Source organism: Yersinia fenwicki (genome assembly GCF_043099325.1).
Lineage (GTDB): Bacteria > Pseudomonadota > Gammaproteobacteria > Enterobacterales > Enterobacteriaceae > Yersinia.
The window spans coordinates 4,414,324-4,430,876 of the sequence record NZ_CP170755.1 but is presented as its reverse complement, the minus strand read 5'-3'; the positions used below and the strand labels follow the sequence as shown (position 1 = coordinate 4,430,876).

Below are 16,553 nucleotides of genomic sequence, written 5' to 3'. Positions count from 1 at the left end.
CTGTCAGTGTGATAGCCACAGGCCATCAAGGTTTTTTACCTAATACCGAGCCATTGCGATCATGACTTTGGCAAGAGATAGGCATTATAATTGTTGGGATAGCTTTACTTTCTTTACGGTCAATCGGCAAGGTGTTAGATTGATCACGTTTCCAGCAATAATTCGTTAACTGTTATTCAAACAATATGTCTTCAAACAAAATGTTTTTTGGTCAGTTCAACAAAAACCACATTTTCGCTGAAAGTCAAAAAAAGCCATAAGCGAATCTGGAACACGGTTTTTTTTATAAGCACCGGAACAATTCTAAGCACCGGAACAACCAGGCGAGACGTCTTGTACCTCTACATCGAGACACTGAAACAGCGACTGGATGCGATCAACCAATTACGAGTCGATCGCGCCTTGGCGGCCATGGGGCCAGCCTTCCAAAAGGTCTACAGTCTGCTACCGACCCTATTACATTGCCATCATCCACTGATGCCGGGATACCTTGATGGTAACGTTCCCCATGGTATCTGTCTTTTCACGCCCAATGAAACGCAACAGGATTATCTTTCTGAGGTTGAAGCCAAATGGGGCCAACCTTTGCAGCAGAGTGTGGGCGGTGAACTGCCGATTACTGGCGTCTACTCAATGGGAAGCACTTCATCTATTGGCCAGTGCCATACGTCCGATCTGGATATCTGGGTGTGTCACCAAGCATGGCTTGATGCTGAAGAGCGCAACCGTCTGCAAAAGAAATGTAGTTTGCTGGAAAAATGGGCGGCATCAATGGGTGTTGAAGTCAGCTTCTTCCTGATTGATGAAAACCGTTTCCGCCATAATGCCAGTGGTAGTCTGGGGGGGGAGGATTGTGGCTCAACCCAGCATATTTTATTGCTGGATGAATTTTACCGCAGCGCGGTTCGCCTGGCTGGGAAACGTATTCTATGGAATATGGTCCCGGTTGAAGAAGAAGATAATTATGATGATTACGTGCTGTCGCTTTACGCGCAGGGCGTATTAACCCCGAATGAATGGCTGGATCTGGGCGGTTTGAGCACCCTGTCAGCGGAAGAGTATTTTGGGGCCAGTTTATGGCAATTGTACAAGAGTATCGATTCGCCTTATAAAGCGGTGCTGAAAACGGTTCTGCTCGAAGCTTATTCTTGGGAATACCCTAATTCTCAACTTTTGGCGATGGAAATCAAGCAGCGCCTGCATGCCGGTGAAATAGTAGCATTTGGCCTTGATGCTTACTGCATGATGCTCGATCGTGTCACCCGTTATCTGACCCAAATTAATGACACCACCCGTTTGAACCTGGTGCGCCGTTGTTTCTATCTGAAAGTGTGTGAGAAATTATCCCGTACCCCCGCAAGTGTGGGCTGGCGGCGTGAAATTCTCAGCCAACTGGTCAGTGAATGGGGCTGGAGTGACGAGAGTCTGGCGGTGTTGGATAACCGCGCGAATTGGAAGATTGAACGGGTGCGTGAAGCACATAACGAGCTGTTAGATGCCATGATGCAAAGCTATCGTAATTTGATTCGCTTTGCGCGGCGCAACAACTTGAGTGTTAGCGCCAGCCCGCAGGATATCGGCGTTCTGACCCGTAAACTGTATGCGGCATTTGAAGCCCTGCCGGGTAAAGTGACTCTGGTTAACCCACAAATTTCACCGGATCTTTCCGAAGAACACCTGACCTTTATTCATGTGCCAGCTGGCCGTGCTAACCGTCCGGGCTGGTACCTGTATAACCAAGCGCCGTCAATGGAGACGATTGTCAGCCATCAGCCGCTGGAATATAACCGTTATCTGAATAAATTGGTGTCATGGGCCTATTTCAACGGCTTGTTGACCAGCAAAACGCACCTGCATATTAAAAGCGCTAATCTGTGCGATACCGTCAAACTGCAAGAGTTGGTGACAGATATCTCTCATCACTTCCCATTGCGTCTGCCAGCACCGACACCTAAAGCGCTGTATAGCCCGTGCGAGATTCGTCACTTAGCAATTATCGTCAATCTGGAACATGATCCAACGGCCGCTTTCCGTAATCAAGTGGTGCATTTTGATTTCCGTAAACTGGATGTTTTCAGTTTTGGTGAGCAGCAGCAGTGCCTGGTTGGCAGTATCGATTTGTTGTATCGCAATTCATGGAATGAAGTGCGGACGCTGCATTTCAGCGGCGAACAGGCGGTATTGGAAGCACTGAAAACTATTTTAGGCAAAATGCATCAGGATGCGGCTCCGCCCGAATCCGTGGATGTGTTCTGTTATAGCCAACATTTACGTGGCTTGATTCGTACCCGGATCCAGCAATTGGTATCTGAATGTATTGAACTGCGTTTGTCCAGTACCCGTCAGGAACCGGGCCGTTTCAAAGCGGTGCGCGTTTCCGGCCAGACATGGGGGCTATTCTTTGAGCGCCTGAGTGTCTCGGTGCAGAAACTGGAAAATGCTGTCGAATTCTATGGTGCGATATCTAATAACAAGCTGCATGGGTTATCGATTCAGGTCGAAACCGATCAAATTCATCTGCCACCTGTTGTGGACGGTTTTGCCAGCGAAGGGATTATTCAGTTCTTTTTCGAAGGCACCGCAGATGAGAAAGGATTTAATATTTATATCTTGGATGAGACAAACCGCGTTGAGGTTTATCATCATTGCGAGGGCAGTAAAGAGGAGTTAGTGCGGGATGTTAGCCGGTTCTATTCATCTTCTCACGACCGTTTTACTTACGGCTCCAGCTTTATCAACTTCAACTTGCCGCAGTTCTATCAAATTGTGCAGTTAGATGGCCGAACTCAGGTAATCCCTTTCCGTAGCAATGCGTTGTCTCATCTGCATATTGCTGATAAAGAGCCAAGCCAGCCAGCGCAGCAGTTTCAGCTACATTAATTTGATAAGAAAAAAGACACGCCAAAGTGTGTCCTTTTCTTAGATTATTGGCCACGCCAAATGAAGGGAAATCGTGTCGTTGGGGCAGTAACGGCGTGAGCCGTCGGAGTGGCCCCTCGGTGCGGTTAACGCTTCACTCACTGAACTCTCAAATAAGTTCGGTTAACCAAAACTCACGTCTTCACCTGCTTGCGCGCTCGCGGCTTCGGATAGCTTGGTAAAGAACTCTTCGCCGCTGCGCGAGCAATACCAGTGCCCTTCGCGGTAATCGAAATGATAACCGCCCGCTTTAGTTGCCAACCATACCTGATGTAATGGCTCCTGGCGGTTGATAACAATCTTGCTGCCATTCTCAAAAGTCAGGGTCATCACCCCGCTATTGGTTTCATAATCGATATCGCTATCGCCACTAAAACCATCCAGTGTTTCTTCAATGCAAAGCATCAATTGATCGGCTAACTGATGAAACTCGCTGTCGTTCATATTCAATTCCTATTGCTTTTCATGATCCACCTGCGATTATAGAGGCCTTGGACGCGTGAATCACAGGCAATAACACATTTACCGGCGTCAAAACAATTTACAGGCGTTAAAAAATGAAAAAGAAACTATGTTGGCCACTGACTGCGATGATGGTGTTCGCGTTGAGCGGTTGTGGTCTGAAAGGCCCGTTATATTTCCCTCCGGCAGATAAACCCAAGGTCGAAACGACAAAACAAGACAGCGGCCAGGTCGATAAAAATCAGCAGGGTTTACCGGGCGATTCAAAGCCAACCCAAAGTATCGCTGGGCCACAGTGACAATCCTTTACGCCGCCAGATTGAGTCAGTACCGAATGTAGCCAGTACCGAAAATTTAGCCGGTCAATAAAAGTCAGCGGAGTATGAAATGCAGTTCTCCAAAATGCACGGTCTTGGCAACGACTTTATGGTTGTCGATGCAGTTACCCAAAATGTTTACTTTTCGCCGGAGTTGATCCGCCGATTAGCAGACCGGCACACTGGCGTGGGCTTTGATCAAATGTTGGTGGTTGAGCCACCTTATGATCCTGAGCTGGATTTTCACTACCGTATTTTTAATGCTGATGGCAGCGAAGTCTCCCAATGTGGCAATGGCGCGCGCTGTTTTGCCCGTTTTGTCCGACTGAAAGGGTTAACCAATAAACGCGATATCAGTGTCAGCACCCAAACCGGCCGCATGATATTGAGTGTGACTGAAGACGAACTGGTGTGCGTCAATATGGGCGAACCCAATTTCGAACCGCAGAGTGTTCCTTTCCGTGCCGCTAAAGCTGAAAAAACTTATATTCTGCGTGCCGCCGAGCACACCGTGTTATGTGGTGTTGTTTCGATGGGCAATCCTCATTGCGTGATGCAGGTTGATGATGTTTCAGTTGCCAATGTTGCCTTGCTAGGCCCAGTATTAGAAAGTCATGAGCGCTTTCCTGAACGGGCTAATATTGGTTTTATGCAGGTTGTGAGCCGTGAGCATATCCGCTTGCGGGTGTATGAGCGCGGAGCCGGTGAAACCCAGGCTTGTGGTAGCGGGGCTTGTGCAGCAGTAGCGATTGGTATTCAGCAAGAATTGTTGGCTGAAGAGGTACATGTTGAATTGCCGGGAGGCAGTTTGCATATCAGCTGGAAAGGGCCGGGTCACCCGCTGTATATGACCGGGCCAGCCACTCATGTGTATGATGGATTTATCCATTTATAATATACCCGTCATACTTCAAGCTGCATGTGTTGGCCGCCTTCGTTACTCGGCCCGTCCATGGGCCTCGCCTCTGCGAGGCCGCTGCAAGCAGCGTTCAAATCTGCTCCGGGCAGATTTGTCACCCCAGTCACTTACTTATGTAAGCTCCTGGGGACTCGCTCAGTTGCCGCCTTCATGCAACTTGAATTATTTAGGGTATAAAGGTTCATTATGACGGGTGTGACATGAAAAGTTCTGAGGAGCAGGCGTTAGCGGGTATCGAGTTAGACGACGATGCTGTTATGCAGTATTTATTGCAAAATCCCGATTTCTTTATCCGCAATGCTCGTTTGGTTGAACAGATGCATATTCCCCATCCGGTTAGAGGCACCGTCTCGCTGGTGGAGTGGCAACTGGGGCGTCAGCGTAACCAGATAGGTCAGTTGGAAGAAGAGATTACGTTATTGATGGAGCAGGCGGGTCTGAATGAAGTGTTATTCAACCGGTTACTGCAACTGCAAGGCAATCTTGCTGCCGCCAGTAGCTTGCAGGATATGCTCAATCGTTTGCAGCGCTGGGCCAGAGATTTCGGGCTGTCCGGTGCAAATGTCAGATTGTTTACTGACCGTTGGCAAATCGGTGCGCCATCTGACTTCACCCATTTGGGTCTATCTCGCCATGCGTTTGAGCCAATGCGCATTCAGCGGCTGGGGAATGAGCGCCATTATCTTGGTAGCCTGAATGGACCGGAGCTATTGCTATTATTGCCGCAAGCTAAGCAAGTCGGGTCGGTGGCATTGTCGTTGCTGGGCAAAGAGGGCGATCTGGGGGTTATCATCTTCAGTAGTCGTGATATCCAGCATTATCAGCAGGGCATGGGCACTGTGATGCTGAATCAATTATCCCTGCTATTGCCGAGCTTGTTGGAGCGCTGGATAGAGCCGGTATGACTGAGTTCAGTACTTCGCTTGCCCCGCAGGTAGAGGCTTTTCTGCGTTACCTCAAAGTTGAGCGCCAACTTAGCCCGCTCACTATCACCAGCTATCGGCGTCAGCTGCAAGCGCTGATGGAAATGGGCGAACAGATGGGGTTGGCACACTGGCAAACACTGGATGCCGCACAAGTGCGCTCGTTGGTTTCACGGAGCAAACGCGCCGGTTTGCACTCTTCCAGCCTGGCTTTGCGACTCTCGGCTTTGCGCAGTTTCCTCAACTGGTTGGTCAGTCAGGGCGTATTGCAAGCCAACCCGGCTAAAGGGGTAAGTACCCCGCGTTCTGGCCGCCATCTGCCAAAAAATATTGATGTCGATGAGGTCGATAAACTGCTGGATATCGACCTGAATGACCCACTGGCAGTGCGTGATCGGGCGATGCTGGAAGTTATGTATGGCGCGGGCTTGCGCTTATCTGAACTGGTCGGAATGAACGGCAAACATGTCGATCTGGCGAGTGGTGAAGTGTGGGTGATGGGTAAGGGTAGCAAAGAGCGCAAAGTCCCTATCGGCAAAACGGCAGTCAAGTGGCTTGAGCATTGGCTGGAACTGCGTGAGTTGTTTGAACCGCAGGATGACGCCATCTTTTTAGCCAATACCGGGAAGCGGATTTCTGCGCGAAATGTGCAAAAACGCTTCGCTGAATGGGGTATCAAGCAAGGGGTCAGCAGTCATATTCACCCGCATAAACTACGCCACTCTTTCGCCACCCATATGCTGGAATCCAGCGGCGACCTGCGTGCAGTGCAGGAGTTACTCGGCCACGCCAATCTGACCACTACACAAATTTATACTCATCTAGACTTTCAACATCTGGCAACAGTGTATGATGCTGCTCATCCACGGGCCAAACGAGGCAAATCCTGATGCATTTTTATCGTCCACTTGAACGTATTTCCGCCATTACCTTCGATTTGGATGACACCTTGTATGACAATCGGCCGGTGATATCGCGTACAGAACAAGAGTCTGTAGCATTTTTACAGCAGTACCACCCCAATTTGACGCAGTTGCAAGCCGCAGATTTACACCGCTTTCGCCGTGAATTGCTGGAGCAAGACCCGGACATTTATCATGATGTCACTCAGTGGCGCTGGCATGCTATTGAACTGGGGTTGATGCGTCATGGCTTGAGCAAGTCAGAAGCGCAATGTGGGGCTGATGCTGCAATGGAAAATTTTGCCCTATGGCGTAGCCGTATTTATGTGCCGCCGGCTACACACGACACCTTAAGCGCGCTGGCTGAGCATTATCCGTTGGTGGCTATCACCAATGGCAATGCGGATCCTAAAGCCTGTGGTCTGGATAATTATTTTCAGTTTGTCTTGCGCTCCGGCCCGCATGGCCGCGCCAAGCCCTTTCGCGATATGTACCATAAAGCGGCTAATCATCTGGATATTCCGCTGAAAAATATTTTACATGTCGGTGATGACCTGACTACAGATGTCGCCGGTTCGCTACGTTGTGGCATGCAAGCATGTTGGATTAATGACCGCCAACAGAGCCTGATGACGGCCAGTGACAGCCGGTTATTGCCACATATTGAGATTTCGCAGTTGGCTTCCCTGACAGCATTGCTATAATCCTCTGCAATAACTCTGTATAAATTCACAGTGAAATGATGTTAAAATCGCCGGATAGCTGGCGATTTAGCTATTTTCCCTTACCCGATAAACGGTGCCTATGGACGTTTCTGATCTGCTCGACAGCCTAAATGAAAAACAACGTGAAGCCGTGGCCGCGCCACGCTGCAACCTGTTGGTACTGGCCGGTGCGGGCAGTGGCAAAACACGGGTGCTGGTTCATCGTATTGCCTGGCTGTTGTCGGTAGAAAATGCTTCTCCGTATTCGATTATCGCGGTCACCTTTACCAATAAAGCGGCGGCCGAAATGCGCCACCGTATTGAGCATTTGATTGGTACCAGTCAGGGCGGCATGTGGATTGGCACTTTCCACGGGTTGGCGCACCGGTTGCTGCGTGCTCACCATATGGATGCCAATCTGCCGCAAGATTTCCAAATCCTCGACAGCGACGACCAACTGCGGTTATTGAAACGCTTGGTTAAGGCCTTGAATTTAGATGAAAAACAATGGCCTCCACGTCAGGCAATGTGGTACATCAACGGCAAAAAAGACGAAGGTCTACGTCCGCAGCATATTGAGAGCTACGGTAACCCGGTTGAAGCCACTTGGTTGCGTATCTATCAGGCCTATCAGGAAGCCTGTGACCGCGCGGGCCTGGTGGATTTTGCCGAACTATTATTGCGTGCGCATGAGCTGTGGCTGAATAAGCCGCACATTCTGAATCACTATCGCGAGCGCTTTACCAACATTCTGGTGGATGAGTTCCAGGATACCAACAACATTCAATATGCCTGGATTCGCCTATTGGCAGGAGATCGCTCCAATGTGATGATTGTCGGCGACGATGACCAGTCAATTTATGGCTGGCGCGGGGCACAGGTGGAGAATATCCAGCGCTTCCTGAAGGATTTCCCTGGCGCTGAAACCATCCGATTGGAGCAGAATTATCGCTCAACCAGCAATATTCTGACGGCGGCAAACACCCTGATTGCCAATAATGATGGCCGCATGGGTAAGAACTTGTGGACTGACGGGGCGCAAGGCGAGCCTATCTCGCTCTATTGTGCTTTTAACGAGTTGGATGAAGCTCGGTTTGTGGTGAATCGCATCAAAGCCTGGCAAGACAACGGCGGTGCGCTGAATGATTGCGCCATCTTGTATCGTAGTAACGCCCAATCGCGTGTTTTGGAAGAGGCCTTGTTACAAACGGCGATGCCGTACCGTATTTATGGTGGTCAGCGCTTCTTCGAACGTCAGGAAATTAAAGACGCACTGGCTTATCTGCGCCTGATTTCCAATCGTAACGATGATGCTGCTTTTGAGCGGGTGGTGAATACGCCGACTCGTGGGATTGGTGATCGTACATTAGATGTTATTCGCCAAACCGCGCGTGACCGCCAGTTAACCTTGTGGCAGTCAACCCGTGCCATGTTGCAGGAAAAAGTGCTGGCGGGCCGCGCGGCTTCTGCGCTACAACGTTTTGCCGAACTGGTGGATTCACTGGCGCATGAAACAGCTGATATGCCGCTGCATGTCCAAACTGATCGTGTGATTCGCGATTCTGGCTTGTGGTCGATGTATGAGCAGGAAAAGGGCGAGAAAGGTCAGGCGCGTGTTGAAAACCTTGAAGAACTGGTCAACGCGACTCGCCAATACAGCTATCAGGATGAAGATCAGGATCTGATGCCACTGCAGGCATTTCTTTCTCATGCGGCGCTGGAGGCTGGTGAGGGGCAAGCAGATGCCTATCAAGATGCGGTTCAACTGATGACTCTCCATTCAGCAAAAGGGCTGGAGTTCCCGCAGGTATTTATCGTGGGTATGGAAGAGGGCATGTTCCCGAGTCAGATGTCACTGGATGAAGGTGGGCGTTTGGAAGAGGAGCGGCGGCTGGCCTATGTTGGGGTCACCCGGGCGATGCAGAAGCTGACACTCTGTTATGCCGAGAGCCGTCGTCTGTATGGCAAAGAAGTGAATCATCGGCCATCACGTTTTATCGGCGAATTGCCGCAAGAATGTGTCGAAGAAGTGCGGCTACGCGCGACAGTCTCTCGCCCGGTAAACCACCGTAGAATGGGGACGCCAATGAACGAAAATGACAGCGGCTTCTCGCTGGGCCAGCGGGTGCGACATCCTAAGTTTGGTGAAGGCACTATCGTCAATTTGGAAGGCAGCGGTGAGCACAGTCGATTGCAAGTAGCCTTCCCTGGTGAAGGGATTAAGTGGTTGGTAGCGGCTTATGCACGGCTGGAAGCCGTCTAAATTTACCCTGCGGCCTTGACGCTGCAGCGGTGTTAGCGGCGTTCACTTACCCGAATCACTGACTCATGTCAGCTCATCGGGACGCGTTCATTTGCTGCCTTGCTGCAACGCCAATGACTTTGGGTAAAGTCTGGGGTCTTGACGCTGCAGCGGTGTTAGCGGCATTCACTTACCCGAATCACTGACTCATGTCAGCTCATCGGGACGCGTTCATTTGCTGCCTTGCTGCAACGCCAATGACTTTGGGTAAAGTCTGGGGGCTTGACGCTGCAGCGGTGTTAGCGGCGTTCACTTACCCGAATCACTGACTCATGCGGCTCTCATCCTGGGCCGCCTGCTTTGCATCGGTTTCCGCTTGTAGCAGAATGGCTTTGCCCATCCACTGGGTTACATCCTGAATTCCGGCGTCATCCAAATGCCAAATATCTTTCAGCACCATAAACACTTCTGACCCATAAATTAACGAGAAAGCATGGATCACTCGTTGCAGTGCTTCTGGCGCTAACTTTCCTTCCAACGGCTCAACTGCCAGTTTTAACAACCGTTTACGGTTACCACGAACCAACTTTTCTTCATTATTTGGATGACTACGGTTATCGGCCCATTGTTGTAACGATAAATGCAGCGCGGCTCGTAGCACACCTTCGTGTCGCAACATTTGCGGATAAGCAAAAGACAATAATTCAGCAATTCGCTGACGGGCATCAGGTTGAGTAGGTTGCCACGCCAATATCGGTCCGAGGCTCTCATCAACCATGGCAGAAACCAAGGCACTTTGCGTTGGGAAATAGCGGTAAGGCGTTGCACGAGAAAGCTGGGCAGCGTTTGCCACTTCGGTTATTGATGGAAACGCACCTTGTTCATACATCGACATCGCGGTATCGATAAGTAACCGCCGGGTTCTGGCCCTAATAGTGGTTAGTGATGGAGAGTCGTGCTCTGGTTTATCTTGATGGCTCACGGTCACTCCATAGTCTTGAGATCGTATTTGCGCCCACTATAACAAACCGCTCGCACAAATCGCCATGAATGCCCTTCACATTAAGATTGTTTTTGAGACGATAGTCTCACATTTAAACAATCTCCTTTGCGATAATGATACTGCAGTCTCAATATGATTCTATCTTAACCAACGCGCTTCATTTTTTGTGACATTCCGCATTCACAGAAGGATGTTCAGATGCCCCGTCATATTTTTATCGCGACTACGACAGATACCAAAGGCGATGAGCTGACCTATGTCAGTGAATTGATTAAAGCAACCGGCCTGAAGACCGTTACGGTTGATTTGTCGACCAAAGAGACTCAGCGCGCGGGTGGCGCTGATGTCACGGCTGAAACGGTGGCAAGCTACCATCCCGATGGGCGTCTGGCGGTGTTCTGTGGTGACAGGGGGCGGGCGATAAGTGCGATGGCAGTGGCTTTTAAACGTTTTATTGCCAGCCGTGATGATGTGGCTGCACTGTTAGGTTTGGGAGGCTCCGGTGGTACGGCACTGATAACACCCGCGATGCAAAGCTTACCAATCGGTATTCCTAAACTGATGGTGTCAACTATGGCTTCTGGTGATGTTTCCGGTTACATCGGCGCCAGTGATATTGCCATGATGTATTCAGTTACGGATATTGCCGGGCTTAATCGTATTTCCCGCCGGGTACTGAGTAATGCGGCTCATCAAATTGCCGGTGCGGTTTATTTTGCCAAAGAAGCATTTGCCCAAGAAGAGTTAGCCACCGATGACAAACCTGCACTGGGTTTGACCATGTTTGGTGTGACGACCCCGTGTATTCAGGCTGTCAGTGCTGCGTTATCAGCAGAATATGATTGCCTGGTGTTCCACGCAACCGGCAGTGGCGGCAAAGCTATGGAGAAATTAGCGGAAAGTGGCTTGCTGGCAGGGGCGTTGGATCTGACCACCACCGAAGTCTGCGATCTGCTATTTGATGGTGTCTTAGCCTGTGGGCCAGAAAGGTTCGATGCCATTGCTCACAGCCAAATCCCTTATGTTGGCTCTTGTGGTGCATTAGATATGGTCAATTTTGGCAGCCCTGCCACCATTCCGGCGAAATACGCTGACCGCTTATTCTATGAGCACAATGCGCAAGTCACGCTGATGCGCACCACCGTGCAAGAGAACATTGAGATGGCACACTGGATTGGCGAGAAGCTCAATCGCTGTGAAGGAGAAGTGCGTTTCTTGATTCCGGAGGGGGGATTTTCAGCGCTGGATGCTCCGGGCCAGCCCTTCTGGGACGAAAAAGCACTGCAAGCCTTTATCCATACGCTGCAAGAAACCGTGATTCAAACAGACAAACGCCGTCTGGTGCATTATCCGTTTAATATTAATGATCCACAGTTTGCCCAGGCCGCAGTCGAAAACTTTAAAGAAATAGCAAAGAGCCCATCCCATTAGGGCCATTTTATTCGTGGAGAAGCGACATGCCAAAATTTCAACGCCAGGCCATATTAGCTAAATTTCGGGAAATGATTGCCCGCCGTGAGCCGATTATCGGAGGCGGTGCGGGTACGGGTCTATCGGCCAAATGTGAAGAGGCGGGTGGAATCGACCTCATCGTTATCTATAATTCGGGCCGCTATCGCATGGCCGGTCGTGGTTCGCTGGCAGGTCTGTTGGCCTACGGCAATGCCAATGAAATTGTGGTTGATATGGCAAAAGAAGTGCTGCCAGTAGTCAAGCACACACCGGTGCTGGCGGGGGTGAATGGTACGGATCCATTCTGTCAGTTCGACCAATTCCTGGATCAACTGAAAGCATTGGGCTTTTCTGGCGTGCAGAACTTCCCAACAGTTGGGTTAATCGATGGGAACTTCCGTGCCAACCTTGAAGAGACCGGCATGGGTTATGGTTTGGAAGTGGACATGATCCGCCTTGCCCACGAGAAAGATTTACTCACCACACCTTATGTTTTCAGTGCTGAAGATGCTGCCGCTATGACCCAAGCGGGGGCCGATATTATTGTCCCTCATATGGGGCTGACCACCGGCGGTAATATTGGCGCTGACACTGCATTGAAGCTGGCAGATTGCGTTCCTCTGATTAATGAATGGGCCGCCGCCGCAAAAGCAGTCCGCGAAGATGTGATTGTGTTGTGTCACGGTGGGCCGATTTCTACCCCACAAGATGCGCAATACATCATGGATAATTGCCCGCAATGCGATGGTTTCTACGGTGCCAGCTCAATGGAAAGGCTGCCGACAGAAATTGCGCTAACGGACACGACTAAGCAGTTTAAAAATATAAAGCGTTGATTATTCTTGCCAATACCAAGGGAAAACCTGTTTGTAAGTGTTGCTGAGTCATCGGCTTAATAAGCATTCAGGATACACAAAACCGAAGTCGAAGCTGGCTTCGGTTTTTCACTAATATTATTACCGATAGTTATTATTTCTGACTGATCTTATTGCTGATAGTGCGCCCCAATATCCGCCGTTGCGTACCACGCCAATAGGTTGCTGACTTCCACCTCACCCTCAGCTGGTGACCAGTTGGCGAAATCATCAGCCGCAATAGGTTGATAAGGGCCGTGTTTAACTTCAAAAATAACCGCCCCTTTCTCCAGTGAGAGCACGGCGTGCCACACATTGGCGGGGATTTCCAGAATAGCGGTTTCCCGGCCCAACAGCGCGCGGTGGGTGACTTTTCCGGCGTCATCAAACAGCAGCACAATAAAGTTGCCGTGCAATGCCGTCAGTAATTCCCAAGTGTGGGGATGGCGATGAGGGCGGACATAAGTCTCTGGCTCCATCGCAATCGCCAGGCGCTGTATGGGGTCGTCGAGCTGTGGGTGGAAGTTAAGATTGGCTCTCTGACGCGGTGACTGCTGCGCTTCTTGGCTCAACTGCAGCAGAGTTTGTTGGGTGATTTGCTTCATTCTGGTCAAATATCCTTAAGAGTGGCTGACTGTAATCTAACGTAAACAGAGTAATGTTATAAGGGGGCCGTCGCGGTAGTTTGTGAGATAAAAAATCTTGCCGCTCAGAACTGAAATTTGTGCTCACCAATTAACATCTTTTAACCGGTTGACAGCCTTTTTCTTCTCGGCGTAACATGCGCGCACTATTCTTGATGAGGACATTCGCCTTGGACACACCCAGTAGATACTGGCTCAATAACCTGTTCATATGGTGCAACTTCTAAGGCTATCCTCTTATTTGCTGATAGCCTTCGTGGTTGTCAGTGGCCCCGCTAAAACGCCGCTGTGAGTCAGATCTCCTTATGGTCTGAAACAAACGGTATTTCAATACTGACCTGTTTCTGTGCTTCAATGCGTTTTCCCTATCCATCACCGCAAGGGAGTTTTGGCACATGCTGAGCGCATTTAAATTAAGTAACAATCGCTTATCCCGTTTGGAGCTGGATGAATCAGATGACCTGACAACCTCACTGTGGGTCGATTTAGTCGAGCCAGAAGAGGGGGAGCGGGAACGCGTCCAGAATGAGTTAGGGCAAAGCCTGGCGACCCGGCCAGAATTGGACGACATCGAGGCTTCCGCACGATTCTTTGAAGATGAGGATGGTCTGCATATCCACTCCTTCTTCTATTATGAAGATGCTGAAGACCACGCGGGCAACTCAACTGTGGCATTCACTATCCGGGATGGTCGCCTGTATACCCTGCGCGAACGTGAATTACCGGCATTCCGTTTATATCGTATGCGCGCGCGTAACCAGACACTGGTTGATGGTAATGCCTATGAGTTGCTGCTGGACTTGTTTGAAACCAAAATCGAACAGCTGGCAGATGAAATCGAGAATATATACAGTGATTTAGAGGCCTTGAGCCGCGTTATCATGGAAGGCCAACAGGGCGATGAATATGATGCTGCGCTTTCCACATTGGCGGAACAGGAAGATATTGGCTGGAAAGTTCGGTTATGTTTGATGGATACTCAGCGGGCACTGAATTTCCTGGTACGTAAAGCGCGTTTGCCAAGTGGCCAATTGGAACAAGCTCGTGAGGTGCTGCGCGATATCGAATCCCTGTTGCCGCACAATGAATCCTTGTTCCAGAAAGTTAACTTCCTGATGCAAGCGGCGATGGGTTTTATCAACATCGAACAGAACCGCATCATCAAGATCTTCTCGGTGGTATCGGTTGTCTTCCTGCCGCCTACGCTGGTCGCATCCAGCTACGGGATGAACTTTGAGTTTATGCCGGAGCTACGTTGGTCATTTGGTTATCCGGCGGCGATTGGTTTAATGATTGTTGCTGGTTTGGCGCCATATCTCTATTTCAAACGCAAAAACTGGCTCTAACCTTTATACCCGTCATACTTCAAGCTGCATGTGCGTTGACTGCTTTCGTGCACCCCAGTCACTTACTTGAGTAAATTCCTGGGGATTAATGAGCCTCATTCTTGAGGCTCACCCTGCGGGCTAGCATAAATGCTGTTCAAATCGGTTCCCGACCGATTTGTTACTCAATGGCCGCCTTCCTGCAACTCGAATTATTTAGGGTATGGATGCATAAAAAAGCCCGGTAACTCAATGTCACCGGGCTTTTTTTATCATTTTAACTGTTAAGCGCGCAGCTTGCGTTGGGTATAGAGTGCATCCAGTGTGAATAACAATAGTGCTGCCCAGATAAAGACGAAAGTGACCATCTTATCGTTGCCGATAGTCTCACCATAGAAAGTGACCGCCAGAATAAACATCAGCGTTGGCCCCAGATACTGGAAGAAGCCCAGCGTCGACAGCCGTAAACGTGTGGCAGCAGCGGTGAAGAACAGCAGTGGGATAGTAGTAATCACCCCAGCGGCGGCTAATAGAACATTCAGCGACCAGGTATTGGCACCCATGTGGCTGGTTGGGCTATCGGCAATAAAGAACAAATAAACTGCCGCGATCGGTAATAGCCACATTGTTTCAACTAACATGCCGGTTTGGGCATCAATCCCCAGTTTTTTGCGAATCAAGCCATATAACGCAAAGGTAATTGCCAGTCCCAAACCAATCACCGGCAGCGAGCCAAATTGCCACAGCTGAATGAGCACACCGCCGAACGCCAGTGCCACGGCAACCCATTGCATACGGCGAAAACGCTCGCCGAGAAATAGCATGCCAAATAACACGTTGACCAGCGGGTTAATAAAGTAGCCCAGACTGGCTTCCAGCATGTGGTTGTGGTTGACCGCCCAAATAAATAATAGCCAGTTGCTGGCAATCAACACCGCGGTCACCGCCAGTAATAGCAGACGCTTGCGGTTTTTAATGGCGCTGCGGACCTGTGGCCAATTACGGCTAACAGTCAGCAAAATCAGCATAAAGAAAAATGACCAAATAATCCGATGAGTCAAAATTTCATCAGCCGGCACCTGTTGGATGAGCTTGAAATAAGCAGGGGCGATACCCCAAATAAAATAGGCAGCCAGAGCAAAGAAAATGCCCTGACGGGTTCGTTGTTTATCCATGGTGTGGCTCAGAACAAGAAAGGAGATGCGGTGAGTGTACTTAACTTCACGTTATTATTCATCACCGCAATAGGTCGCATTAGCCAACCAGATAGGTCGCAATCGCGCTGGCAATATGCATTTGGTTTTCATTATGCAACTCAACTCTGGCAACAGACACTTTGTTGCCACTGCGCAAAATGCGGCTGCTGGCAATAAAATGCTCGCCGCGGCCAGGGCGCAAATAATCGACACGCAGGTCGATGGTTCCCATTTTGGCCAGCTTCATTTGCAGCTGTTCCTGAATTAGCGGTTCATGGCGAACCAGGCTGTTCCCAACACACACCAGACCCGCCGCAACATCCAGCACCGCAGCAATAACTCCACCGTGTAAAATTCGCTGCGCAATATTACCGACCAGTTTGTCATTATTATCAAAAGTAATTTCGGCGAAATCTTGCTCGAAACGAATTAATTTTAATCCTAACTCGCGGTTAAATGGCATGTGGTAGACAAAGATTTCACCGATGAGGTTGCGGGCACTCTCCAGAGTTAAAGGTGTTACAGGCATTTATTTTCTCTTAGAAGACAATTTCTCATGTTATTAGTTTGTTTATTTTATGCTCCTATTTTGTTGTTTTCCAGTCGTTAAATCATAAATATAAACAACACTAATCTCAGATAACATTTGTGTGTAGAATGAGCTGTTTTCATTACAAATAGAAATAATTCG

15 protein-coding genes are annotated in these 16,553 nt (G+C 49.6%); 10 read left to right on the top strand and 5 right to left on the bottom strand.

From position 1 onward, the window contains the following. Window positions 1–333 precede the first annotated feature (333 nt). Window positions 334–2,880 carry a class I adenylate cyclase gene (locus tag ACF3VQ_RS20075; RefSeq protein ID WP_392432697.1) on the top strand — a complete coding sequence of 849 codons (2,547 nt, stop codon included), beginning with the start codon at window positions 334–336 and terminating at the stop codon, window positions 2,878–2,880. Window positions 2,881–3,042: 162 nt separating this feature from the next. On the opposite strand, the gene cyaY is transcribed toward ACF3VQ_RS20075, so the two are convergent. Then, complete coding sequence (cyaY, locus tag ACF3VQ_RS20070) at window positions 3,043–3,363, bottom strand: iron donor protein CyaY (RefSeq protein WP_392432696.1); 321 nt, start codon at window positions 3,361–3,363, stop codon at window positions 3,043–3,045. Window positions 3,364–3,476: 113 nt separating this feature from the next. On the opposite strand from cyaY, the gene ACF3VQ_RS20065 reads away from it, so the two are divergent. The 6 genes from ACF3VQ_RS20065 to uvrD all read left to right on the top strand — a co-directional run bounded on the left by ACF3VQ_RS20065 (window position 3,477) and on the right by uvrD (window position 9,409). Then, window positions 3,477–3,680: a lipoprotein gene (locus ACF3VQ_RS20065; RefSeq protein WP_019080195.1), complete on the top strand. Its 204-nt coding sequence runs from the start codon at window positions 3,477–3,479 to the stop codon at window positions 3,678–3,680. An 88-nt stretch (window positions 3,681–3,768) separates the two neighbouring features. Continuing rightward, on the top strand, window positions 3,769–4,593 hold the full coding sequence (gene dapF / locus ACF3VQ_RS20060) for a diaminopimelate epimerase (RefSeq protein WP_392432695.1): 825 nt from the start codon (window positions 3,769–3,771) through the stop codon (window positions 4,591–4,593). Between the two features lie 224 nt (window positions 4,594–4,817). After that, window positions 4,818–5,522, top strand: coding sequence for a DUF484 domain-containing protein (locus ACF3VQ_RS20055; protein ID WP_392432694.1), 705 nt, complete (start codon window positions 4,818–4,820; stop codon window positions 5,520–5,522). Continuing rightward, window positions 5,519–6,430 carry a tyrosine recombinase XerC gene (xerC, locus tag ACF3VQ_RS20050; RefSeq protein WP_392432693.1) on the top strand — a complete coding sequence of 304 codons (912 nt, stop codon included), beginning with the start codon at window positions 5,519–5,521 and terminating at the stop codon, window positions 6,428–6,430. The genes ACF3VQ_RS20055 and xerC overlap by 4 nt, the downstream gene beginning before the upstream one ends. Then, on the top strand, window positions 6,430–7,146 hold the full coding sequence (gene yigB, locus ACF3VQ_RS20045) for a 5-amino-6-(5-phospho-D-ribitylamino)uracil phosphatase YigB (RefSeq protein ID WP_077175534.1): 717 nt from the start codon (window positions 6,430–6,432) through the stop codon (window positions 7,144–7,146). The genes xerC and yigB overlap by 1 nt, the downstream gene beginning before the upstream one ends. Before the next feature lie 100 nt (window positions 7,147–7,246). Further along, entirely contained in the window at window positions 7,247–9,409 is a 2,163-nt protein-coding gene (gene uvrD, locus ACF3VQ_RS20040; protein ID WP_392432692.1) for a DNA helicase II, read from the top strand. Window positions 9,410–9,710: 301 nt separating this feature from the next. On the opposite strand, the gene ACF3VQ_RS20035 is transcribed toward uvrD, so the two are convergent. After that, complete coding sequence (locus ACF3VQ_RS20035; RefSeq protein WP_392432691.1) at window positions 9,711–10,370, bottom strand: TetR/AcrR family transcriptional regulator; 660 nt, start codon at window positions 10,368–10,370, stop codon at window positions 9,711–9,713. 219 nt (window positions 10,371–10,589) lie between these two features. On the opposite strand from ACF3VQ_RS20035, the gene ACF3VQ_RS20030 reads away from it, so the two are divergent. Together ACF3VQ_RS20030 and ACF3VQ_RS20025 are read left to right on the top strand one after the other, a co-directional pair. Then, window positions 10,590–11,822 (top strand): Tm-1-like ATP-binding domain-containing protein, encoded by a 1,233-nt coding sequence (locus ACF3VQ_RS20030; RefSeq protein WP_392432690.1) that lies wholly within the window; start codon window positions 10,590–10,592, stop codon window positions 11,820–11,822. A gap of 26 nt (window positions 11,823–11,848) precedes the next feature. Further along, entirely contained in the window at window positions 11,849–12,679 is an 831-nt protein-coding gene (locus ACF3VQ_RS20025; RefSeq protein WP_392432689.1) for a phosphoenolpyruvate hydrolase family protein, read from the top strand. A gap of 149 nt (window positions 12,680–12,828) precedes the next feature. Here ACF3VQ_RS20025 and ACF3VQ_RS20020 read toward each other — a convergent pair whose 3' ends face one another. Then, entirely contained in the window at window positions 12,829–13,302 is a 474-nt protein-coding gene (locus ACF3VQ_RS20020; protein WP_392432688.1) for a WbuC family cupin fold metalloprotein, read from the bottom strand. A 434-nt stretch (window positions 13,303–13,736) separates the two neighbouring features. Between ACF3VQ_RS20020 and corA the strand changes: the two genes are divergently transcribed. Further along, entirely contained in the window at window positions 13,737–14,687 is a 951-nt protein-coding gene (gene corA / locus ACF3VQ_RS20015; protein WP_392432687.1) for a magnesium/cobalt transporter CorA, read from the top strand. Window positions 14,688–14,950: 263 nt separating this feature from the next. On the opposite strand, the gene rarD is transcribed toward corA, so the two are convergent. Both rarD and ACF3VQ_RS20005 read right to left on the bottom strand, forming a co-directional pair. After that, complete coding sequence (rarD, locus tag ACF3VQ_RS20010; RefSeq protein WP_004391304.1) at window positions 14,951–15,841, bottom strand: EamA family transporter RarD; 891 nt, start codon at window positions 15,839–15,841, stop codon at window positions 14,951–14,953. A gap of 79 nt (window positions 15,842–15,920) precedes the next feature. Next, window positions 15,921–16,391 carry a thioesterase family protein gene (locus ACF3VQ_RS20005; protein ID WP_392432686.1) on the bottom strand — a complete coding sequence of 157 codons (471 nt, stop codon included), beginning with the start codon at window positions 16,389–16,391 and terminating at the stop codon, window positions 15,921–15,923. Window positions 16,392–16,553: the final 162 nt, after the last annotated feature.